Below are 23,017 nucleotides of genomic sequence, written 5' to 3'. Positions count from 1 at the left end.
CCAAACGAAAACGCCCGGACAATGCCGGGCGTTTTACGATCATAATTGTAGAGGCTCACACGCCGGACTGGCCATCCGGACCAATATAGGCCATGCGCAGCATGTTGGTGGCGCCGGGCGTACCCAACGGAACACCGGCGGAAATGATGATGCGGTCACCTGGCTTGCCGAAGCCTTCATTCGCCACGATGCGGCAGGCCTTGTTGACCATATCATCCAGATCGCTTGGCTCTTCGGCCACAACGCAATGCAGGCCCCAGCAGACGGAAAGACGGCGTGCCGTCTGCACGACCGGCGAGAGCGCGATGATCGGAACCTGCGGGCGTTCACGCGAAGCACGCAAACCCGTTGTACCGGACGAGGTATAGGTCACGATGGCGGAAAGCTTGAGCGTTTCGGCAATCTGGCGCGCCGCAAGTGAAATCGCATCGGCTCCGGTCGCTTCCGGCGACGGACGCTGCGCATAGATGATGTTCGAATAGTAGGGATCCTGCTCCACCGTGCTGGCAATCGACGCCATGGTTGATACGGCCTCGACGGGATACTGACCGGATGCGGACTCCGCCGACAGCATGATGGCGTCTGCGCCTTCGAACACCGCCGTCGCAACGTCCGATACTTCCGCACGGGTCGGAACCGGCGCCGTGATCATGCTTTCCAGCATCTGCGTGGCCACGACAACCGGCTTGCCGGCGCGACGGCAGGCGCGGGTCAACTGCTTCTGCAGGCCCGGAACGGTTTCCAGCGGCATTTCCACGCCCAGATCGCCACGAGCCACCATCAGAGCGTCAGAAAGCTCGATGATTTCCTCGATGCGCTCGATAGCCTGCGGCTTTTCGATCTTGGACATCAGGCCGACGCGGCCCTTGGAGATCTTGCGCACTTCTGCCAGATCTTCGGGACGCTGCACGAAGGAAAGCGCGACCCAATCCACCTGGTCGGTTGCGAGAACGGCATCGAGATCCGCACGATCCTTGTCGGTCAGAACGCCAACCGCAAGCAGCGTATCCGGCAGGCTGACCCCCTTGCGGTCAGAGATGGAGGTTCCGGCCACCACCGTACAGACAATGCTCTTGCCGTCGCATTTTTCCGCCTTCAGCATCAGCTTGCCATCGTCGATCAGCAGGCGATGACCCGGTTTCACGGATTCCAGAATTTCCGGATGCGGCAGGAAAACACGGTTCTCATCGCCCGGCGCTTCGTTGTTGTCGAGCGTGAAGGTCTGGCCGGGAGCCAAGGTCACTTTCGTATTTACAAACTTGCCGACGCGCAGCTTGGGACCCTGCAGGTCGGCGAGAATGCCAATGGGGCGGCCGTTTCGGGCTTCGACCGAGCGAATCCGCTCGATCAGCGTGCGCATCACATCATGGCTGGCATGGCTCATGTTGATGCGGAAAAGGTCGGCGCCTGCCAGATGCAATTTCTCGATCATCGCCTCGTCAGAGGAGGCAGGCCCCAGCGTTGCGAGGATCTTTACTTTGCGATTGCGCTTCATCAGTTCTGGCCTTCTTGCGTACCAGGCGTATCAGACAACTGGACCATCCAGCTTCCCTGACGGCCCGTGTCATATTCCTTGAATCCCATGCGCTGATAGCCGCGAGCGAAGCAATCACCGACGCCGGTAATCTTGAACTCGTTTTCGGCAACGCACATGTTCACGTCACCGGTCCAGCGCCCGCCACGCGCGGCATCTTCAGCGTAGAGATAATAGTAGCGGGATTGCAGTTCACCCTCGATGAGAGTCGCGCAGCTGGAGGCCGGAACCTGCCACCACCCTTCCGAAATCCAGCCTTCGGCGGCGCGATAGCCTATGGCCACGCCGACGAGGTTTTGCGTGCCATTGCAGACACGAAAATCCGCGTGAGCAGGTGCTGCGGCCAGAAGAACCGGCGCGCCGACCAATGTCAGCGCGATTGCCGGCATCAGGTTGAGAAGAATGGATGAGAATTTTACTGTCGACACGGCTTCCGCTGGGACTCCATGAGAAATGATCTGCACTGTCTTCGCCCGCGAGCGTTGGAAAGTCAACAAAATCTAATCGATTAAATTACTGTAAGCCACGGTTGACTTGTCAGCTTTCCTGCTTGCGCCCCGATTGTCTGACATGCCATCAAAGACAAAATGGACATAAGCAAGGCTGGCACTTCATCGACATGCAAGAGTTCGAATCGCATGAAATCATCGAAGGAGACGATACAAAAGGCATGATCCTGCTGGCAGATCACGCCATGAACCGTCTTCCTGCCAGCTATGGTTCGCTTGGTCTCGATGCATCGGCATTTGAGCGTCACATAGCCTATGATATCGGCATCGAAGGCCTGACCCGTCGGCTTTCGGCCCGACTTGGCGTTCCAGCTGTCATGTGCTGCTTCTCTCGCCTTCTGATCGATCCAAACCGCGGCGAGGATGATCCGACGCTGATCATGAAGATTTCCGACGGCGCCATCATTCCCGGCAATTACCCCATCAGCGACGAGGAATGGGACAACCGGCTGAACAGGTTTCATCGGCCCTATCACCAGACGGTTGATCAGGCGATCTCCAGGATCGCGGCCAAGGCAGGCAAGGCGCCTCTGGTGCTATCCCTGCATTCCTACACGCCAGCCTGGAAAGGAACGCCCAGACCCTGGCATGCGGCCGTGCTCTGGGATAGCGATCATCGCGCCGTCCATCCCCTGATCGAGCTCTTGCGGGAAGCGGGCGACATTCTGGTGGGTGACAACGAACCCTACGATGGCGCCTTGAAGAACGACACCATGTACCGCCATTGCATGATGCGCGGCATTCCGCACGCACTTCTGGAAGTACGGCAGGATCTGATCGGCGACGACAACGGCATCGCGGCCTGGGCGGATCGGTTGGCGCCGATTTTCGAAACATTGAACGACCGACCCGAGTTGCACGAATACCAGATTTTCGCCTCGCGCACCGGCCCTTATCCATCGGCAGCCTGAAGGAGCCCGATCATGAGCGAACTGACCCAAGAGCAACAGACACAGCTTGAGGCAGCCGCCTTTCGTCGTCTTGTCTCCCACCTGCGCAACCGGACGGATGTGCAGAACATCGACCTGATGAACCTCGCAGGCTTTTGCCGTAACTGTCTTTCCAACTGGTATCGTGAGGCAGCCGAAGAAGCGGGCCTTCCCGTTACCAAGGACCAATCGCGCGAGATGGTCTACGGCATGCCCTACGAGGAGTGGAAGGCGCAGTACCAGGCCGAGGCGAGCGATGTACAAAAGGCAGCCTTCGAGAGCAGCAGCCCGCACAAATCGTGAGGCGGCATTTGAAAACGCCTTGACCTTGCCATGAGTTCGCGGCACTTGGACGACCCAAGACGACAGCGGTCGGGCCGGTCATGATGATCCTCCTGCTGCTGCCTGCGAACAGATGCATGCGCGTGTCCGGACGGACGCTCGCCAGATCCAAATCCTCAACATGACAGGAGGCCCCGATGTCTGATGCTCATGGCGTCGCCCGCGACCAACTCCGCGCCTTTGTCGAGCGCATCGAACGACTGGAAGAAGAAAAGAAGACCATCGCCGACGACATCAAGGATGTGTATGGCGAGGCCAAGTCCATGGGCTTCGATACCAAGATCCTGAAAAAGGTCATCGCCCTTCGCAAGAAGGATGAGCAGGAGCGCATGGAAGAGGATCTCATTCTCGATACCTACCTGCAGGCTCTGGGCATGGTGATTGCCCCGGCGGACGAAGCCGCCTGATCAACAACTGAAAATCATCGTACAAGATGTACCCGCCGAGACCCTTCGGCGGGTATTTTTTTTGACACAGGGCTTTCAGCTATTTTCCGTCATGCTCGGGATCGTCCCGAGCATTTACAACCGCTTGCAGCATGTCGCGTTCAATCGTCCTCGATTGAACGATAACGCACATGCGGCAAGAAAAGATCGAAAGCGAGGCTCTGTTGAATCCAACAAGGTGCGCCGCGCTTTAGTTCTATTGGGCGTCAGCAGATTCTCGGTACAAGGCCGAGAATGACGTCGCGGCCGGTAGACCAGATTGTCAGCAGTCTGAAGCGTCGCGTGGTGCCGCTCAGGGCTTTACGGGATTGGCATCGCTGAAGCGGTTGGGATCGACAGCCACCGCCTGCGAAACCGGTCGGAAGCCGCCGCTATAGGCACTGGAGGAATCCGTGCTGAAGACGCGGGTCATCAGGCGCGGCGCCTTCGTGGAAGCACTCGGATCCGGGCGGCTGTTGGAGCTTGCCCATTTCGCCAGAATATCGCCGGTCAAGACCTTGGCGTCAGGCGTGGCTGGCGTTCCGCCAAGCTTGGTCACCGCACCACCCTTCACGGCACGCACGTTCTGCATGTCCTGCGGGCGTGGCGGCTTGGGCTGTGCCGCACGGGCAGGATGCGGTGCTGGCGGTTCTGCGGAAGGCTTTGGCGGATCGAAACCGTCGTTGAAGATCATGCCACGGGCGCCGGTATCCGCAGGTGCGGGAGATGCCAGCGCAACCTGCTGCTGGGGCTCGCGCTTTGCCGGAACCGGAACTGCCGGGGCCGGAACGACGGGGCTTTGCGGCTCTTCCGCGGTCCGTGCCAGTTCAGCAATCAAGTCAGGCGTCAGCGCCTGCTTGTCTGTCTCCTGCGGCGCGGTCGCGGCAGCCACAGTTTCAGCCCGAACCTGGGCAATGGCCGGACGCTGGGCTGGCACAGGAACTGAAGCCAGCATGTATTCGTCACTTCCCGGCTGCCCAAGCGATGCAGTTGTTACGCCTTGCGCATCACCTTTCAGGCCACGTGAACCAAGGAGTGTCGGCACGGGAACCGACATGCTGGCGAGGTCAGCAAAGCCGGCATTTTCAGGCGATGGGCGAGCAAGCGGCGTGGCCGGGCTTGCCGGCATGGCGGCAGCGATCGCCTGTTGTGCCGTGTCGCGCTGCGGAGAATAGAGCGCTGTCGCAAGGCTGCCGGGCTCCAGCTCCTGGCGGAATGCTGGGCGCGCCAACGGAACCGGTGCGGCAATGGCAACCTGCTGCGGCTGCGCGGGCGGTGTGGCAGTTGCCACGGCAACCGGTGCGCGAACTGGCGCCTCTTCGTCTTCCGAAGCGGCAGATGCAGCAGCACGGGTTGGCGCAGGCCGCTGGGCAACCATGGTTGGAGCAGATTCTTCCGCATCCTCCTCTTCATCCCCGCCGCCAAACAGCATTGCAAAGAGGTTCTTGGACTTGCCGCTCGAGCCAGAGCTTACCCCGCCAGCGGTGCCAGCAATCTGGATTGAGTCGGCAGCCACACGCCGCTTGTAATCGGCAACCGCCTGCTCATAGCCGGGCAGAGGCTGTCCGTCTGCCGGAAGGTGCACCGTATTGCCATTGGGAAAGAGACGCACGAGATCCTGACGCGACATGCGCGGCCAAGCGCGAACACCGCCGACATCCAGATGCACGAAAGGAGAACCCGAGCTTGGGTAAAACCCAACACCACCGACCTGCAATTTCATGGCGGTTTCGCGCAAGGTCGAAAGCTTTACTCCGGGAATGAAGAAATCCATCGCCTTGCCAAGCATGTGCTGGCTGTTCTTTGCCACGCCTTTTGTGCGTGAACGAAGCATGCCGTTGGTGTTGGGAGAGCGATAGGCAGATACAACGTGGATGTAATCGGAAGCACCAACGCGGCGGTAGACTTCCCAGACGAGATCGAAAAGACGCGGATCCATGCGCGTCGGTTCGTTACGACGCCAGTCTCTCAGAAAACGGTTCAGTTCCTGCAAGCCCTTGGGATCAAAGCGGCCATTGCGCTTGTAGGTAATGACGGCGCGTTCACCGGTATGCACGAAATACAGCTTCAGGCTTCGCGTCTCACTGGCGTAAGCATGATCTAACGGTAACAAATTCAGGGAAATACCCACTGCCAGACCGAGCACGGACGTCTTTACGGCTTTCAGCACAACAGCCGCAAAGCGGCTCAGTGCTCGCCGTCCGATGTCACCCGAAGGCGTGGAATCTGCATTCTGATACGGCAAAACGTTCCCCGTCCGATAGACAACATCCGGTGCTGCCTCACATGACCGTGAATTGCGGTGACACCATGGCAAATCTGCCACACATGCACAAGCTTTTATTTCATGGTCAACAAATGACTACTGAATGGTTGACGGAACGTAACAATCTATCCTTACCCGAAGGTAAACGCGCAAATGAATCAGAGAGCGCCAGCGTGGCGCTCCCTAAAGTGTGATGATGTGGGCCTAGGTCGGAGGCGACGCGGGGTTCACGCCGCCTCCTTCAAAGGGTCGTCGGGGTCAATCCCGTAATCCTTGAGCTTGCGATAAAGGGTCGAGCGTCCGATACCCAGTTTCCGCGCCACCTGGCTCATCTGGCCGCGATAGAATTTAAGCGCGAAACGAATGAGTTCTTCCTCGACATCTGCCAGCTTGCGCACCTCGCCGGTGTCGTCCGTACTGACGATGATATTGTCGCTCGCCGCATGGTGATGGCTGTTGGCGCGACTATGATCGGCCCGTGCCGAGCGCAGTAGGTCGGAGAGCGCTGCCTGTTCGTCCTGTTGGTCGGCATGAGGTTGCGGTTCGACGATGGTCGCCAGAAGTTCGGGGCTCTGATAGGCGGGGATTTGCGCCGCAATCTGGGGGAAATCCTTGTCCGTCAGCTCTGGTCCTTCTGCCAGGACAACGGCCCGGAAAATCGCGTTCTCCAGCTGGCGAATATTGCCCGGCCAGTCGTAGGCAGTCAGCAGCGCCATGGCGCTGGCACCGACCGTCAGGGTTGCCGGCAGCTTCTGCTCGGCAGAGAACCGCTCCGTGAAGACCCGTGCCAGATGCGGAATATCCTCCTTGCGACGGCGCAGTGCGGGAATGGTGATCGGGAACACATTGAGGCGATAGTAGAGATCCTCGCGGAACCGGCCTGCCCGCACCTCTTCGATCAGATCCTTGTTCGTCGCGGAGATCAGCCGGACATCGACCTTCTGGACCCTGGAGGCCCCAACAGTCTCGATCTCGCCCTGCTGCACGGCGCGCAGAAGCTTGACCTGCACATCGAGCGGCAGTTCGCCGATCTCATCGAGGAACAGGGTACCGCCATCCGCTTCGACAAATTTGCCCGTGTGCCGCTCGGTTGCGCCGGTGAAGGCCCCCTTCTCATGACCGAAGAGAATGCTCTCAACCAGATTGGCCGGAATGGCACCGCAGTTGACAGTAATGAACGGCTTGTGCGCACGCTCGCCGCTTGCCTGTATGGCGCGCGCGATCATTTCCTTGCCGACGCCGGATTCGCCTTCCAGTACGACTGGAATGTTGGATTGGGACGCGCGATGGGCAAGATCGATGACGCGCAGCATGTCCGGACTTGCCGACACAATGTCGCCGAAGCCGACGCTGGTTCCCTTGGTCTTGCGGGTCGCCTTGACCTTGGCCTCACGCGTATCCACCTTGAGTGCATTGGAAATGGATGCCGCGATGCGCTCTGGTGAAACCGGCTTGACGACGAAATCAAAGGCACCGGCCCGCATGGCCTGGACCACGGTTTCGATGCCGCCCTGCCCCGTTTGCACAATGACCGGCACGTCGACATCGATTTCAGCCGCAGCTTGCAGGAAGCCAAGACCATCCATTTCCGGCATCATCAGATCGAGCACGATGACGTTGAACTGGCGCCGATTCCGCTTCAGGAGGTCGATCGCAATGCGACCGTTCTCGGCCAGGTGAGCTGTATGTCCATGCCGCTCCACCGCATTTTTCAGAAGGCGCCGCTGGACCGGGTCGTCATCGACAACAAGTATATGGGCCGTCATGCTTGCTCCGAGTGCTCAAGTTCTGTCCCAACACCGGGACCATCGAACATCGTTGTGTCAGAAAGGGTTGAACATCCTGTTTTGGGAAATGCTTGCATTTTAACTGCCGTCACGGAAAACAGAACAGGCGCATCGATTTGCGCCAGAATTTAGTTGGGAGATCACCATTGACCGTTCAGCATCCTCGTCACCCCGGATCGTATGCAGCATTTGCCGACGCGTCGAGTCCCGCCGGTCAAGATCTGAGCCACAACGAGGACGCGCTTGGCGATTTGCCCACCTGGCGCCTTCAGGATTTATACGAGGCGCGCGACAGTGCAAGTTTTAACGCGGACCTGAAGAAAGCGGCAGAGCTTGCGCAGACGTTCGAGACCAGGTGGAAAGGCAAACTGGAGCAGGCAGCGCAAGCGACCGGCTCTGAAGGCCTTGGTGCAGCCATTGAAGAATTCGAAGCCCTGGAGGATCTTGCCGGAAAGCTCGGTTCTTTCGCAGGACTTACCTATTTTTCCGATACGTCCGACCCAGCCAACGGCAAGTTCTTCGGCGATGTTCAGTCAAAGCTCACAGAAGTTTCCTCGCACCTTCTGTTCTTCACGCTGGAACTGAACCGCATTGATGACGCCGTTATCGACAGCTGCCTGCAACGCGACGCAAAAGCCGCTCACTATGCCCCCTGGCTCGTGGATCTGCGCAAGGACAAGCCTTACCAGCTGGAGGACAGACTGGAGCAGCTATTCCTGGAAAAATCCATGACGAGTGCGGTCGCTTTCAATCGCCTCTTCGACGAGACCATGAGCGAACTTCGCTTTGAGATCGATGGCGAGAAATTGCCTTTGGAGCGCACGCTCAATCTGCTTCAGGAAGCTGACGAAGAGGTGCGGGCCAATGCGGCAGCGGCATTGTCAAAAACCTTCAAGGACAATCTGCGTGTTTTCACGCTGATCACCAACACGCTTGCCAAGGACAAGGAGATTTCCGACCGCTGGCGTGGGTTTGAAGATATCGCCGACAGCCGGCATCTGGCCAACCGTGTCGAGCGGGAGGTGGTGGATGCACTGGCCGCTGCCGTGCGCGAGGCCTATCCGCGGCTTTCCCATCGCTACTATGCCATGAAGGCCAAATGGCTTGGCATGGAACAGATGAATTTCTGGGATCGCAATGCACCTCTGCCGGAAACGCCAAAGGCCCTGATTTCTTGGAGCCAGGCGCGGCAGACGGTTCTGGACGCCTACGGAAACTTTGCACCCGAAATGGCAGACATTGCGCGACGTTTCTTCGATGAACAATGGATCGACGCCCCCGCCCGTCCCGGCAAGGCGCCCGGCGCCTTTGCGCATCCCACTGTCCCCTCCGCCCATCCCTATGTGCTCGTGAACTATCTCGGCAAGCCCCGCGATGTCATGACACTGGCCCATGAGCTGGGCCATGGCGTGCATCAGGTCCTGGCGGGCGGACAGGGCGCTCTGATGTGCCAGACCCCGCTGACGCTTGCCGAAACCGCCTCGGTGTTCGGAGAGATGCTGACCTTCCGCGCACTTCTCAACAAGACCGCTGACAGCAAAGAACGCAAGGCCATGCTGGCGCAGAAGGTGGAGGACATGATCAACACGGTCGTGCGCCAGATCGCCTTCTACGAATTCGAGAGAAAGGTGCACGCGGCCCGCAGGCAAGGCGAACTGACTGCCGAACAGATCGGCGAGCTGTGGCTCTCCGTCCAGACCGACAGCCTGGGCCCCTCGATCAGGATCTCGGAAGGCTATGAAACCTGGTGGACCTACATCCCCCACTTCATTCATTCGCCATTCTATGTCTATGCCTATGCTTTCGGCGACTGCCTCGTAAACTCGCTCTATGCCGTCTATCAAAACGCTGAAGAAGGCTTCCAGCAGAAATACTTCGATCTGCTGAAAGCCGGTGGCAGCAAGCATCATTCCGAACTTCTGGCGCCCTTTGGCCTGGATGCCACGGACCCGACGTTCTGGAGCAAGGGTCTTTCAATGATCGAAGGGCTGATCGACGAGTTGGAAGCGCTCGATCAGGAGAGCTCCACCGGCGCAAACTAAATCAGGTACGGAAATGGCCGCCTTTCCTCTCCGCGAGAGAGGCGGCCAACCCACAGATCAGTCCTGGTTCGGCACAAACAGTGAAAAACTTTTCCGATTTATTCACCTATTTCATTAGAATTGACATAGCTTCAGATTGATTGCGGTGCAAAGTCCCATGGCATCAATGGTTTCCATCCGGCATTCCAGAATTCGTGTGCTTTCGGTGATCCTGAGCGCAGGTTTGCTGGCCGGACTTGGTCTGTGGAGCGAGGTCACCACATGGGATCGATTGGTAGACAGCGCCAATAATCGCCTGATGGAAACATCACGCGCCGTAGCGCTCCATACAGATGATGTTTTTGCCCTGGCCGAACAGCCGCTGGCACACCTGGTGCCGACGGCGCAGGCAGTCATACGAGACAAATTGAGTGAAAACCTGCTCTTCGGTGAGATGAAAAGCCTGCAGCAATCCTCGATCTTCGTAGAGGGCTTAACCTTTATCGGCACCAACGGTCGAGCCATCTACTCCACGTCCCCTGCAATCACCGTTGGTGAGGATCTGTCCAGCCGGGCCTACTTCAGCGCTCATCGCTTGAACGGCTCCGAGGGCGTAGATTTTGGAACGCTGATACGCAGCCCGACGAACAACGAATGGCTCCTACCCGTATCAAGGCGCGTGAATGCTGCCGATGGCAGCTTTGCTGGCGTCATGCTGGCTACCATCGATATGGATCATTTCATCCGCTTCATCGAAAGCTTCGAACCGAACGGAGAGTCGGCCTTCTATCTCATGCGCAATGATGGTGCCATTCTCCTGCGCTACCCGTTCCGCTCGCACTTTGAGGCGGGGCTGGGCGACAGGAAGATTTTTCTTGAGCAGAGCCGGATCAACCAGCACGGAAATCACGAATATGCGTCGCCGCTGAACGAGCGCCCGCGTCTGAGCGGCTATTATCGCAGCGCCCGCACCGAAATTACGGCAATTGCCACGCGCTCCAAGACCGCTCTCTTCCATAACTGGGTCATGCGGTCAAAATATCCGTGGATCTGCCTTATCGCAGCCTATCTTGCGGGTCTGGCGATCACGTTTCGCTGGCTGCACCAGATACGCCTGCGGGAAATCGGCGAGCAGAAGGTGGCAGCACGCGAGGCTGAGTTTCGTCTGATCGCAAACGCCTCGCCCGATGTTATCGAAAAGCTCTCCATGGCAGGTGTCCGGGAATATGTCTCGCCAGCGGCCGCAAAACTCTTTGAACAGGCGCCCGAAGACCTGCTCGGCACCAATGTGACGGACGCCAAGGATGAGGCAACCGCAACTGCCTGGAAAGCCGCTCTTTTCCGATTGCAGGCGGGCCAGAACGGTGAGACGATCCTGCTTCAGCGCCAACGACGGGATGGCTCTGTCATGTGGCTCGAGAGTGTGCTTTCCTGCGTCCGGGCGGAAAGTGGCGCACCTGCCGATGGCATTGTCGTGACGACCCGCGATGTAACGCGTCAGGAACTCGCCAAGCGCGAACTGGATGCCCTGGCCGTGACCGACGAACTGACGGGCCTCTTCAACAAGCGCTATTTCAGCCAGCACCTGAATTCCTTTATGGCGGATCATCCCGGCACGCCCCTATCGCTTCTGCTGCTCGACCTCGATCGCTTCAAGCAGTTCAACGACACCTACGGACATCTGCCGGGAGATCATTGCCTGCGGGACGTGGCATCTGCAATCCGTTCTGCCCTGCCGGATAATGGAGCGATTGCCGCACGCTTTGGCGGCGAGGAAATGGCGGTTCTTCTTCCCGGTTACAGCAGGGCGGCGAGCCTGCTGATTGCGGAAAAAATTCGCCGCGCGGTGGAGGCAATGCAAATTCCGCATGTGGCCAACCTGCCGGGCGGGGTCGTCACCGTCAGCATCGGCGTCGGTACGCTTCGAAGAGGGCACTCGGAAACAGCGGATACCCTGATCGTATCTGCGGATGAAGCTCTGTATGAAGCCAAGAGAGGGGGACGCAACCGTGTAGCCACGCGTGCTGTTCCAGCACCATCGCTCAAACACTCCGCCGCAGTTTGAACATCGCGAAAAGCCCCATTGTTCACTTGCGTCCTGCCCTATAAGAAGCCGCATGCCGAACGAGATGGAACCCGCATCGAAACCCTACGCTCTCTTTCGTGATGATCGTGCCGGGATCACCCGCGCCTTTCACAAACCGCATGAGGTCGTCATTGCGCGCAAGGCAGAGGATATCCTGCCTGCGCTGGCGCGTCTGGAACAGGCCCGCAAAGGCGGCTTCTGGCTGGCTGGATACATTTCCTACGAAGCAGGCCATATCTTCGAAGAGAAGCTGCGCCACCTGATCGTAGATGACCGCGAAACACCGCTGATCTCAATGGGCATATTCGATGCACCAGAAGAGGATGACCTTGCCCCTTCGCAAATGGCCGGTGACAACGAGGCCGTTCTGTTCGATGCGACGGCCGTCTGGAGCCTTGAGGAATACCGCAGCCGGTTTGACCGGCTTCACGAGCACCTGCGCCGCGGTGACTGCTATCAGGCCAACCTGACCATGCCGGTGAATGCCAGATGGTCCGGAACGCCTGCCGGCATCTTCTGGTCGCTGGTTGAGCGCCAGCCCGTGCATTATGGCGCACTGATCGAACTGGGCGGTCCGGCCATCGTTTCACGCTCGCCGGAACTCTTCTTCCGGGTGGACGAAGACGGCTGGATCGAAACCCACCCGATGAAAGGCACGGCACCGCGAGGAAAAAATCCCGCCGAAGATGACGCCATCATCGCCGCCATGTTGGCAGACGAGAAGACACAGGCCGAAAACCGGATGATCGTGGATCTCCTGCGCAACGACATATCGATCATCTCGGAGGTCGGCTCGCTCGATGTGCCGAAGCTGTTTTCCATCGAGACTTACCCAACGGTTCATCAAATGGTTAGCCATGTCCGCGCAAAGCTTTTGCCGGATATCGGTCTGCCGGACATTCTGGCCGCACTTTTTCCTTGCGGTTCCGTCACAGGTGCGCCCAAAATGTGGGCCATGCAGATCCTCGGGAAGCTGGAAGCCGGACCGCGAGATGTCTATTGCGGCGCGATAGGCTATTGCGATCCGGCGGGTCCGATGCGGTTTTCGGTTGCTATCCGCACACTGACCCTTTTTCCAGGGGGAAAAGCGGTCTTCAATGTGGGTGGTGGTATCGTGTTCGATTCGAACGCAGAAGCGGAATATGAAGAATGCCTGCTCAAAGCGCGCTTCGCAGTAAATCAGCAGCGGATTTCTCGCTGATCGAAACAATTCGCTGGGAGCCTGGACAGGGCTTCCTGCGCCTGGAGCAGCATTTGCGGCGGCTCACCCGCTCAGCGGACGCTCTGGGCTTTCGCCAACCTCTGCACGTCACAAAGCTCCTTGAGGAAGCGGTGGAGGGCGCGGCAACTCCAATGCGCGCGCGGCTGACCGTGAGTTTCCGCGGCAAGGCGGAAGTGGCCGCCACAGCCTTTGAGCCTGTCGCTGAAGATACCGTATGGAAACTGAAGATCGCCAAGCAAACACTGCTTTCGGACGACACGCTGTTCCGGCACAAGACCAGCCGACGCGACCCCTATGAAGCGGCCCGTGCCGAATACTCACCCGAAGAAGCAGATGAGGTTCTCCTGCTGAACGAGCGCGGGGAACTGTGCGAGGGGACAATTACGAACCTATTCGTTGAAGCCGAGGATGGACAATTGCTGACCCCGGCGCTCAACTGCGGTCTTCTGCCGGGTGTTTTGCGCGCGGAACTCATTCGCGAACGCAAGGCACGGTCGGAAGTTCTTAAACCCGCAGATCTCAAGCACAGAAGGATCTTCGTCGGCAACTCGTTGCGCGGACTGATCCCGGCCGAGCTTGTCTGATTGACATGCCAACCTCATGCCGCTGATCCATACGCCCTATGCCACACGCCTTCGTCCGTTCACGATAGGTCTTAGCTCACTCGATCCAAGCCGTTGGATCGAGCCGGATCAGCATTTGCCGCTTTATGTGCGCGAGAAGCAAAGGCTGGCCGGGGAACGGCTGCACGATATTTTTCGCGCCACGCATGACAGCCTTGATGCGCAACAGGAATGCCTTGATTGCCTGCTCCTGCATCTGGAGCGTGATCATCCCCATGTCTATCGGCGCGATGGCTCGACGATCAGATTTGTCGACCATCAGGTAGACCTTTCCGACGAGGCCCTTCCGCCCCTCATGCGTGCCGGTCTTCTGGTTCAGGACGATCTGGTGATCATGCGCCGCCGCGCAACCGGCTGGCATATTGCGGCAGCGCATCTTTCCTTTCCCTCATCCTGGGTGCTTGAGGAGAAGTTTGATCGTCCGATGGAAGAGATCCACGCCCATGTGCCGGGGTTTCAGGGCGGAACGCGCAATGCGATGATGGTGAACCGCATCTTCGACAATCTGTTGCCGGAACAACCAGCCGAGCGATTCAACTGGTCGATCAACTGGCAGGAGAAACTCTACCATCCAGAATCAGGTCGCAACGATGCGGCGGAGCCGGAAACCGCTGTCGTGCGCGTCGAACGTCAGACCCTGACGAAGCTGCCGGTCACGGGCGACATCGTCTTCACGATCCGGATCTATCTCGATCCGGTCAGCCTGTTTGCCACTCATCCCGATGGATCCGGCCTGGCGCTGGCCCTTGCGGATCAACTGGATGGATTGAGCGGGGAGCAAGCGATCTACAAGGGTCTGGACCGGCAAAGGTCACCACTCGTTCAGCGATTGAGACAGATGGCAGTCTCCAAAAAACGGTTTTGAAGCGATCAGAACCGGCCCCAACACTTTATTATGTCGCCGTTTTGTGATCTAGAACCGGCACAATTGGCCCGCTGGCAAACGATAGGCTGGCGGCCCCATGCACGGGTGCTCCACGCCCTTGCACCTCAAGGAGACACAGATGAGTGAAATGACCTATCCGGTTCATGGCGAGATTACCGGTCCGATCGTCATGATCGGCTTCGGCTCCATCGGTCGCGGCACCCTGCCGCTGATCGAGCGCCACTTCAAGTTCGACAAGAGCCGGATGGTGGTGATCGACCCTCGCGACGACGACAAGGCCATTCTCGACAAGCATGGCATCAGGTTCATACAATCGCATGTCACCAAGGAAAACTACAAGGAGCTGCTGAAGCCTCTTCTGACTGAAGGCGAAGGCCAGGGCTTCTGCGTCAACCTGTCGGTCGATACCGGCTCGCTGGATCTGATGAAGCTGTGCCGCAAGCTCGATGTTCTCTACATCGATACTGTGGTCGAGCCTTGGCTTGGCTTCTATTTCGACAAGAACATGAAGAACTCCGAGCGCACGAACTACGCGCTGCGCGAAACCGTTCGCCAGGAAAAGAAGAAGAATCCGGGCGGCACGACGGCCGTCTCCACCTGCGGCGCCAATCCGGGCATGGTCTCCTGGTTCGTCAAGCAGGCGCTGCTGGATGTTGCCAGGGATGTCGGCCTTGAATTTGAAGAGCCTGCCGTAGATGACCGCGAAGGCTGGGCGAAGCTGATGAAAAAGGTGGGCGTGAAGGGCATTCACATTGCCGAGCGTGACACCCAGCGCACCAAGAACCCCAAGCCGCTGAACGTGTTCTGGAACACCTGGTCGGTGGAAGGTTTCATCTCCGAAGGCCTGCAGCCGTCTGAACTCGGCTGGGGTACACACGAGAAGTGGATGCCGAAGAACGCCAAGAAGCACAAGAAGGGTTGCCAGGCCGCAATCTATCTGGAGCAGCCGGGCGCCAACACCCGTGTGCGCACCTGGTGCCCGACGCCGGGTCCGCAATACGGCTTCCTCGTCACGCACAACGAGTCGATCTCGATTGCCGATTTCTTCACGGTTCGCGATAAAGATGGCGAGGTCACCTTCCGCCCGACCTGCCATTACGCCTACCATCCGGCCAATGACGCCGTACTTTCGCTACACGAAATGTTCGGCAATGGCGGCAATGCGCAGCCAGTGCTTCACGTTCTGAACGAAGACGAGCTGGTGGACGGCGTGGACGAGTTGGGCGTGCTGCTCTACGGCCATGACAAGAACGCCTATTGGTATGGTTCACGCCTCTCACTGGAGGAAACCCGCCGGATTGCGCCTTACCAGAATGCCACGGGTCTTCAGGTCACATCCGCTGTTCTGGCCGGCATGGTCTGGGCACTTGAGAATCCGAAAGCTGGCATCGTTGAAGCCGATGAGATGGACTATAAGCGCTGCCTCGAAGTGCAGACGCCCTATCTCGGTCCGGTCGAAGGGCACTACACGGACTGGACGCCACTCGATGGCCGTCCGGGCCTCTTCCCGGAGGATTTGGACGAGAAGGATCCCTGGCAGTTCAAGAATATTCTTGTGCGCAACTGAGCCGTTCGACGGCCTCAGCCTCAATTTCCACTGAAATTCACTGCAAGGCGGGTGTGAAAGCATCCGCCTTGTATTACATCTGGATGAAGTTGAATCGCGTCCGAATCGCGGGAGACAAGAATGAAAGTCAAAGGGAGCCTTGCGCTCGTCGCCGCCGCAGCCATGCTCACGGCCTGTGTTTCATCCCCTGAACCGCGCCCCGCGCCGGTTGTCCAGCAACAGCCGCAGGGTGTTGAGGGTAACTGGCAAGATCCTAATGGTCTGGTTTCTACTTTTATGGGAGGAAAGTTTGAGACTAGGACCGCCGATGGCACAAACACGCAAATGGCCAGCGGCACCTACACTCAACAGCCAGACGGGCTATATCAGTTGAGCCTTTACTCGAATGTCAACAAGACCACATCGTTGGTAAACTGCCGTCTCGGATCCAGCGGACAATTACTCTGCACGTCACAAAACGGCAAGCAGTTCGCATTGACACGTAAGATCTAAGACCTTGTATCGCCCTTCCAAACCCCGCTTCGGCGGGGTTTTCGCTTTGGTAAGCATGACGATCCGGGCCTGTTGGTGGATAAGTTCGTCTTGTCATATTTCGCTTGAGTTCAGCATGCTCAAATGAAAACATGCGCATGAAACGCGTGTCACAAACAACAACTAAGAACAGGCGGAACGGGCGAATGACACCGCGCCCATGAACAGGAGAGAACTCAAGATGATGAAACGCTTTGGTTTCAGCCTACTTGCTGCGGCAACATTGACCTTGTCGTCCGGCGTTGCGTTTGCCGATTATCAGTTGAATATCCTTCACATCAACGATCTGCATTCGCGAATCGAACCGATCAACAAGTCCGACGCAACCTGCTCCCAGAAGGAGGCAGACGCCAAGGAATGCTTCGGCGGTATTGCCCGCGTGAAGAGCGCGATTGATGGCTTCCGCAAGGATAATGCCAATGCAAACATCATCGTGCTGGATGCTGGCGACCAGTTTCAGGGTTCTCTCTACTACTCCACATTCAAGAGCGCGCCTGTCGCCGAATTCATGAATGGCATCGGTTTTGATGCCATGGCAATCGGTAACCACGAGTTTGACGATGGTCCGGAAGAACTCAACAAGTTCATCGGCGCGCTGAAGTTCCCGATCATCTCCGGCAACACGATTGCCAAGAAGGGATCGCTGCTGGATGGCAAGTACAAAGGCTATGTGATCAAGGAAATCGGCGGCCAGAAGGTCGGCGTGGTTTCCGTTTTGGCAACCGATAGCGGCGAGACGTCCTCCCCTGGGCCAGACATCAGCTTTGAGGACGAGATTACCTACCTGAAGTCTGCCGTGAAGGATCTTGAGGGCCAGGGCGTCAACAAGATCATTGCGTTGACCCATGTCGGCTACAACAAGGACAAGGAAATCGCAGCAGCCGTAGACGGTATCGACGTTGTCGTCGGCGGTCACAGCCACACCTACCTGTCGTCGACAGACAACAAGTCCTCCGGCCCCTATCCGACGCTTGTGAAGAACCCTTCTGGTGTCGAAATTCCGGTGGTCACGGCCTACGCCTATTCGAAATATCTCGGCGAGTTGAAGGTCACCTTCGATGACAATGGCGTGGTGAAGGCCACCAGCGGCGCTCCGAAGCTCCTGGATGCTTCGGTCACACCAGACGAGGCCTATGCCGCGCGCGTCAAGGAACTCGGCGCGCCGCTAGAAGAATTGAAGAAGAAGGTGGTTGGCGTTTCGGAAGGCCCGATCGACGGTGACCGCAAGAATTGCCGCGCCAAGGAATGCTCCATGGGCAACCTGGTTGCCGATGCATCGCTTGCCCGCGTGAAAGATCAGGGCATCACGATCGCCATCGTCAACGGCGGAGGCTTGCGCGCCTCGATCGATCAGGGCGACATCACCATGGGCGAAGTGCTGACAGTTCTGCCCTTCCAGAACACCATCGCGACTTTCCAGATCAAGGGATCCGACCTTAAGGCAGCCCTTGAAAACGGCGCCAGCCAGATTGAGGATGGTGCCGGACGCTTTGTTCAGGTCGGCGGCATGAAGTATTCCTTCGATCGCTCCAAGCCGGTCGGTAGCCGCGTAGGCGAAGTTCAGGTCAAGGAAGGCGACAAGTTCGTTGCGCTCGATCCGGCCAAGACCTACGGCGTCGTGACCAACAACTACGTGCGCGGCGGCGGCGATGGCTTCAAGATGTTTGCGACCAACGCCATCAACGCTTATGACTTCGGCCCGAATCTCGAGCAGACGGTGGCCGACTATCTGACGGCAAACAATCCTTACAAGCCCTACACCGACGGTCGCATCACCGATACGACCCCGGCTGATTACGTTGCCCCGGCAAAGGCTCCGGCCCCTGCTGCGGCTCCAGCCGCTCCGGCAACCGCTGCTGCAACACCAGCTCCTGCTGCTGCTGCTCCGGCTCCTGCTGCTCCGGCTCCTGCTGCTCCGGCCGCAACTGCGCAGGCTCCTGCAGCTCCAGTTCCAGCGCCCGCCCCGGCACCAGCAGCAACGCCAGCACCGGCTGCACCTGCGGCAACGGCACAGGCGCCTGCTGCGGCAAAACCGGCACCGGCAGCGCCTGCTGCTGCACCAGTTGTGGCGGCTCCGGCAACGCCCAAGACCTACAAGGTCATGAAGGGTGACTCGCTCTGGAAGATCGCTGAAAGCACGCTCGGCGATGGCGAAGCCTGGAAGAAGATCGCCGACGCCAACAAGATCCGCCATCCAAACCTGATCGAGATCGGTTCCGAATTGCAGATCCCGGCGAAATAAGCCGAGAGACGTTTTGCCACAAACAGACGAGCGGTCCGGGGCTTTTCCGGACCGCTTTTTGTTTCTAAATAGAACCGTTGATGGAACCTGTACGTATTGAGGCCGGGTCTCAATAGTTTTCCGGGGAATAGTTTGATGATGAATGCTGCAGCAGGCCACCTGCCCTCAGATCACCCTGCGGTTCGGTTCGGCAAGGTGGGCGTCCTGCTCGTAAACCTCGGCACGCCGGATGGCACCGATTACAAGTCCATGCGCCGCTATCTCGCCGAGTTCCTGACCGACAAGCGCGTGATCGAGTGGTCACGTCTGTTCTGGTATCCAATCCTCTACGGCATCGTGCTGAACCGTCGTCCGCAAAAGGTCGGCAAGGCCTACGAATCGATCTGGAACAAGGAGCTGGATGAAAGCTTCCTGCGCACCTACACGCGCAACCAGGCGGAGAAGCTGGCGGAACGGTTTAAGGATATGCCGCATGTGCATGTCGACTGGGCCATGCGCTATGGCCAGCCAGCAATCCAGGCCAAGATGAACGAAATGCAGAAGGCGGGCTGCGAGAAGATCCTGCTCTTCCCGCTCTATCCGCAATATGCTGCGGCGACCACGGCCACGGTGAACGACGAAGCCTTCAAGGCGCTTTTGAAAATGCGCTGGCAACCAGCCTTGCGCACCGTTCCGCGCTATCACGATGATCCGGTTTACATCGATGCGCTGGCGAACTCCATCGAGAAGCATCTCGCGACGCTGGATTGGGAACCGGAACTGGTGATTGCCTCCTATCACGGAATCCCGATGTCCTACTTCAAGAAGGGCGACCCCTACCACTGCCAGTGCTACAAGACGACGCGCCTGCTGCGCGACCGGCTTGGCTGGCCGAAGGAAAAACTGATGGTCACCTTCCAGTCCCGCTTCGGCCCGGAAGAGTGGCTGCAACCCTATACGGACAAGACCGTGGAGAAGCTGGCAAAGGAAGGCACCAAGCGCATTGCCATCCTTAACCCCGGCTTCGTCTCCGATTGCCTTGAAACGCTGGAAGAAATTGCGGAAGAAGCTGGCGAAGATTTCTTGCACAATGGCGGCGAGAAGTTCACGCACATTCCATGCCTGAATGACAGCGAAGACGGCATGCGCGTGATCGAGCACATCACGAGGCAAGAACTGCAAGGCTGGATCTGATTCTCTGGAAGAAGAGAATATGCCCGGTGTTTCGGGCATATTCGTACCCGTCATTTTATCGCGACTCCGCTGGCCACCCAGCACTCTGAACTCGGTTTCGGCCGGTCTCCTTTGCGCGGTACAGCGCACGGTCTGCCTGCAAAAGCATGGCCTGCATGCTATCGGCTGGCGTTGCCTCGTAAACCCCGAAAGACGCTGTTACGCGGCCAGGTCGCAGCGGCTCGACCCAGAGCTTTTCAAACTGCGCACGAAAACGCTCCGCGATGGCGGCCGCCTCATTGGCTCGGGTCTTCGGCAGCACGAGGCAGAACTCCTCGCCCCCGATGCGCGCCGCAAGATCGTAACGGCGCAGATTGTCACGGATGACCTCTCCCACGGCCATCAGAACCTTGTCGCCCACATCATGACCATGGCTGTCATTGATATTCTTGAAGTGATCGAGATCAAACAGAACAACGGAAATGGGAGCCTTTTCCCGCTCTGCCCGTGTTTGTTCAAGCGCGATGCGCTCCGTCAGCCAGCGGCGATTACCAAGCCCGGTCAACTGGTCTGTGGTTGCCTGCTGGCGCAGCTTGCGCATCACGCCATCGAGTTCCGCAATTGTGGTGGCCACCGTATTGGCGACAACGCCAATTTCATCGGATTGCGCAAGCCGCAGCCGCACAGGCGTTCCATCCTCCTGATATTGCTGCACAGCGCTCGCTAGATTGCGCAAGGGGCGAATGAACCACCAGAGGGTGGAAAGACATGTGATCGTCCCGATCAGCGTCGCCGCCAGAAGAATGGTCAGCACCGGACCGGGATTAGATGAAAAGCCGCTGCCAAGATAGGCGATCATGGCAATGAGCGGCAGGTGAATGGCTAAAAAGCACACAGCAAAAATCTTGGCCACCAACGAACCGCGAACGGCCCGAAGTGCCATGGATGGCGTCGGAATCATTCCGAATTCCTCTCAACTGATTCATGTCAGGTGCCGGACCCTAGGACTAGGGGGCTAATCAGCACTTAAGCGAATCGTTAAAATTCGAATCAAAGAGGCTTCCGATTTTTTTATTTTCAAACGCCGCGCCGGTTTCCCCAGAGCAGCACATGCAACTGCGGCAGAACTGTCGCGGCAAACCAGCGATCGGCCATCACGCGGTCGATCAGCCAGTGCATGCGGCCCATGATTCCATCCACATCGATGGGAAAATCCTCTGCATCGGGCGGTGGTGGCGTATGGTTTCCCGGCTGGAGATAAACGCTCATGTGCGGAAAATCTGCCGAAACCGAGCGGGCGAAAGCGTAATCTGCCTCATCGAAGACAACGAATTTCAGCACCACGCGCGGGCCGCTTCCGGCCTTGGCGATGCAATCCGCCAGCGTCTGCCGGTCATGTTCCATTCCGCTTGAGGGCGGCTTGGGTGAAAGCACCAGCACATCGAGGTTCGCGAACCAGTCTCGCGCAACACTGCCCTGCGTTTCCAGAGCGAACCGGTAGCCGCGCTTCTTGCCGTGCTCGATCAATGGACCCAGAGGCTGGATTGCCGGATTACCGCCGGAAAGCGAGACCATCAACGGGGTTTCGCCCGAAAGCCGTTCGACTTCAGCCCAGATGTCGGCCACGCTCATCGGTGTCCAAGTGTCGCGATAGGCGCTATCGACAGCATGGAGGCTGTCACACCACGAACAGCGATAATCGCAGCCGCCGGTTCTGACAAAAACCGTCGGCTGGCCGATCAGCACCCCCTCGCCCTGAATGGTCGGGCCGAAGATCTCGGAGATCCGAATGGTCTCCCCGCTCACGGGCGATACTCCGCCCATGTCTTGGGTGTTTCCGAAACCCTGACGGCAGAGGTTTCCGGAAAGCGCTCCTTGCACCACTCATAGAAATGCCGGGCGAGGTTCTCCGCAGTGGTGTAACCGTGACCCAGCACATCGTTCAGATGACGATGATCGAACTCATCGTCGATATAGGTCTTCAGCGCCTTCAGGTCGTGATAGTCGCGCACGAAACCGTCGGCATTCAGGGTTTCGACTGCCAGTTCCACGACCACGATGTAGTTGTGCCCGTGCAACCGGTGGCACTGATGGTCTTCCGGCAGATGGTCCAGCCGGTGTGAAGCGGAGAAATGAAATTCCTTGGTGATACGAAACATGGTTCAGACCTCCCGCGCTTCAAAGCCTGCAGTCGCAGTTCTCCAGAAGTCCGGATCTTCGTAATCCGTCGGATCTTCTATCCCCGCCAGATGGAAGGCTTCGCGCCGTTCCACGCAGGTGCCGCAGCGCCCGCAATGTTTCGCCCCACCCTTGTAGCAGGACCAGGTTTCGGCAAAGGGGGTTGCATACTTCGCCCCTTCCCGCACGATCTCGGACTTCGGAACCTCCACGAAGGGAGCAAGCAGCTTCACCGAGGCATAGCCTTCCAACGCCGCATTCTGCATGTCCTGAAATGCGTTGATGAAGCCGGGGCGACAGTCGGGATAGATAAAGTGATCGCCGCCATGCACCGCAACCGCCACCGCATCGGCCTGCCGCGCTGCCGCCAGACCGAAGGCAATGGTCAGCATGATGGCGTTGCGGTTGGGAACGACGGTGATCTTCATCGTCTCTTCCGCATAATGGCCGTCAGGAACATCCAGATTGTCGGTCAGGGCGGAGCCTGTGAGATGCTTGCCAATGGTCGTTATGTCGATAATGTCATGCGGCACGCCAAGTCTTGCTGCGGCCTTGGCGGCAAAGTCCAGCTCCTTGGAATGCCGCTGGCCGTAGTTGAACGAGATGAGGCCAATAAGCGTGTGTTCCGCTGCTATTTTGTAGGCAAGCGAAACGGAATCGAGTCCGCCCGAGCAGACGACGAGGGTCTTCATGATCGTGTTCCTTGTTTTTACCGGG

Annotated in this window: 20 protein-coding genes; 12 read left to right on the top strand and 8 right to left on the bottom strand. The window is 58.2% G+C overall.

The window, feature by feature from the left end:
* Positions 1-55: 55 nt before the first annotated feature.
* A complete protein-coding gene (pyk, locus tag E8M78_RS02415; protein ID WP_137133537.1) occupies positions 56-1,495 on the bottom strand; it encodes a pyruvate kinase in 1,440 nt (479 codons plus the stop codon).
* Positions 1,495-1,923: a DUF1036 domain-containing protein gene (locus E8M78_RS02410; RefSeq protein WP_062555960.1), complete on the bottom strand. Its 429-nt coding sequence runs from the start codon at positions 1,921-1,923 to the stop codon at positions 1,495-1,497. The genes pyk and E8M78_RS02410 overlap by 1 nt, the downstream gene beginning before the upstream one ends.
* Before the next feature lie 230 nt (positions 1,924-2,153).
* Between E8M78_RS02410 and E8M78_RS02405 the strand changes: the two genes are divergently transcribed.
* The 3 genes from E8M78_RS02405 to E8M78_RS02395 all read left to right on the top strand — a co-directional run bounded on the left by E8M78_RS02405 (position 2,154) and on the right by E8M78_RS02395 (position 3,721).
* Positions 2,154-2,954: an N-formylglutamate amidohydrolase gene (locus E8M78_RS02405; protein ID WP_137133536.1), complete on the top strand. Its 801-nt coding sequence runs from the start codon at positions 2,154-2,156 to the stop codon at positions 2,952-2,954.
* A gap of 12 nt (positions 2,955-2,966) precedes the next feature.
* Complete coding sequence (locus tag E8M78_RS02400; RefSeq protein WP_137133535.1) at positions 2,967-3,275, top strand: DUF1244 domain-containing protein; 309 nt, start codon at positions 2,967-2,969, stop codon at positions 3,273-3,275.
* 176 nt (positions 3,276-3,451) lie between these two features.
* On the top strand, positions 3,452-3,721 hold the full coding sequence (locus E8M78_RS02395; protein WP_062555709.1) for a DUF2312 domain-containing protein: 270 nt from the start codon (positions 3,452-3,454) through the stop codon (positions 3,719-3,721).
* Positions 3,722-4,052: 331 nt separating this feature from the next.
* On the opposite strand, the gene E8M78_RS02390 is transcribed toward E8M78_RS02395, so the two are convergent.
* Both E8M78_RS02390 and E8M78_RS02385 read right to left on the bottom strand, forming a co-directional pair.
* Positions 4,053-5,984, bottom strand: a complete 1,932-nt coding sequence (locus E8M78_RS02390; RefSeq protein WP_246658197.1) for a DUF882 domain-containing protein — start codon at positions 5,982-5,984, stop codon at positions 4,053-4,055.
* Positions 5,985-6,232: 248 nt separating this feature from the next.
* Positions 6,233-7,771: a sigma-54 dependent transcriptional regulator gene (locus E8M78_RS02385; RefSeq protein ID WP_137133534.1), complete on the bottom strand. Its 1,539-nt coding sequence runs from the start codon at positions 7,769-7,771 to the stop codon at positions 6,233-6,235.
* A gap of 242 nt (positions 7,772-8,013) precedes the next feature.
* On the opposite strand from E8M78_RS02385, the gene E8M78_RS02380 reads away from it, so the two are divergent.
* The 9 genes from E8M78_RS02380 (at position 8,014) to hemH (ending at position 20,143) form a co-directional block, all read left to right on the top strand.
* The gene (locus tag E8M78_RS02380; protein WP_137133595.1) at positions 8,014-9,834 is read left to right on the top strand and encodes a M3 family oligoendopeptidase; all 1,821 of its coding nucleotides are present in this window, start codon (positions 8,014-8,016) and stop codon (positions 9,832-9,834) included.
* A 157-nt stretch (positions 9,835-9,991) separates the two neighbouring features.
* A complete protein-coding gene (locus E8M78_RS02375) occupies positions 9,992-11,878 on the top strand; it encodes a diguanylate cyclase (protein ID WP_137133533.1) in 1,887 nt (628 codons plus the stop codon).
* Between the two features lie 52 nt (positions 11,879-11,930).
* Positions 11,931-13,100, top strand: a complete 1,170-nt coding sequence (locus E8M78_RS02370) for an aminodeoxychorismate synthase component I (RefSeq protein WP_246658196.1) — start codon at positions 11,931-11,933, stop codon at positions 13,098-13,100.
* Complete coding sequence (locus E8M78_RS02365) at positions 13,049-13,705, top strand: aminotransferase class IV family protein (protein WP_137133532.1); 657 nt, start codon at positions 13,049-13,051, stop codon at positions 13,703-13,705. Before E8M78_RS02370 ends, E8M78_RS02365 begins: the two co-directional genes overlap by 52 nt.
* A gap of 16 nt (positions 13,706-13,721) precedes the next feature.
* Positions 13,722-14,609 (top strand): DUF3445 domain-containing protein, encoded by an 888-nt coding sequence (locus tag E8M78_RS02360; RefSeq protein WP_137133531.1) that lies wholly within the window; start codon positions 13,722-13,724, stop codon positions 14,607-14,609.
* Positions 14,610-14,748: 139 nt separating this feature from the next.
* The gene (locus E8M78_RS02355) at positions 14,749-16,197 is read left to right on the top strand and encodes a homospermidine synthase (RefSeq protein ID WP_137133530.1); all 1,449 of its coding nucleotides are present in this window, start codon (positions 14,749-14,751) and stop codon (positions 16,195-16,197) included.
* 120 nt (positions 16,198-16,317) lie between these two features.
* Positions 16,318-16,689 (top strand): hypothetical protein, encoded by a 372-nt coding sequence (locus E8M78_RS02350; RefSeq protein WP_137133529.1) that lies wholly within the window; start codon positions 16,318-16,320, stop codon positions 16,687-16,689.
* 220 nt (positions 16,690-16,909) lie between these two features.
* A complete protein-coding gene (locus tag E8M78_RS02345) occupies positions 16,910-18,970 on the top strand; it encodes a 5'-nucleotidase C-terminal domain-containing protein (RefSeq protein WP_137133528.1) in 2,061 nt (686 codons plus the stop codon).
* Positions 18,971-19,108: 138 nt separating this feature from the next.
* Entirely contained in the window at positions 19,109-20,143 is a 1,035-nt protein-coding gene (gene hemH / locus E8M78_RS02340) for a ferrochelatase (protein ID WP_137133593.1), read from the top strand.
* Positions 20,144-20,198: 55 nt separating this feature from the next.
* Here the strand turns inward: hemH and E8M78_RS02335 are convergent, their stop codons facing one another.
* The 4 genes from E8M78_RS02335 to queC form a co-directional block, all read right to left on the bottom strand.
* Positions 20,199-21,083 (bottom strand): GGDEF domain-containing protein, encoded by an 885-nt coding sequence (locus E8M78_RS02335; RefSeq protein ID WP_137133527.1) that lies wholly within the window; start codon positions 21,081-21,083, stop codon positions 20,199-20,201.
* Between the two features lie 116 nt (positions 21,084-21,199).
* The gene (gene queE, locus E8M78_RS02330; RefSeq protein ID WP_137133526.1) at positions 21,200-21,946 is read right to left on the bottom strand and encodes a 7-carboxy-7-deazaguanine synthase QueE; all 747 of its coding nucleotides are present in this window, start codon (positions 21,944-21,946) and stop codon (positions 21,200-21,202) included.
* Entirely contained in the window at positions 21,925-22,281 is a 357-nt protein-coding gene (queD, locus tag E8M78_RS02325; protein ID WP_137133525.1) for a 6-carboxytetrahydropterin synthase QueD, read from the bottom strand. The genes queE and queD overlap by 22 nt, the downstream gene beginning before the upstream one ends.
* A gap of 3 nt (positions 22,282-22,284) precedes the next feature.
* Entirely contained in the window at positions 22,285-22,992 is a 708-nt protein-coding gene (queC, locus tag E8M78_RS02320) for a 7-cyano-7-deazaguanine synthase QueC (protein ID WP_137133524.1), read from the bottom strand.
* Between the last annotated feature and the right edge of the window lie 25 nt (positions 22,993-23,017).

The organism is Rhizobium sp. FKY42 (assembly GCF_005222835.1).
GTDB lineage: Bacteria > Pseudomonadota > Alphaproteobacteria > Rhizobiales > Rhizobiaceae > Neorhizobium.
The sequence above is the reverse complement of the archived record's forward strand: the minus strand, read 5'-3'. Positions and strand labels throughout refer to the sequence as shown.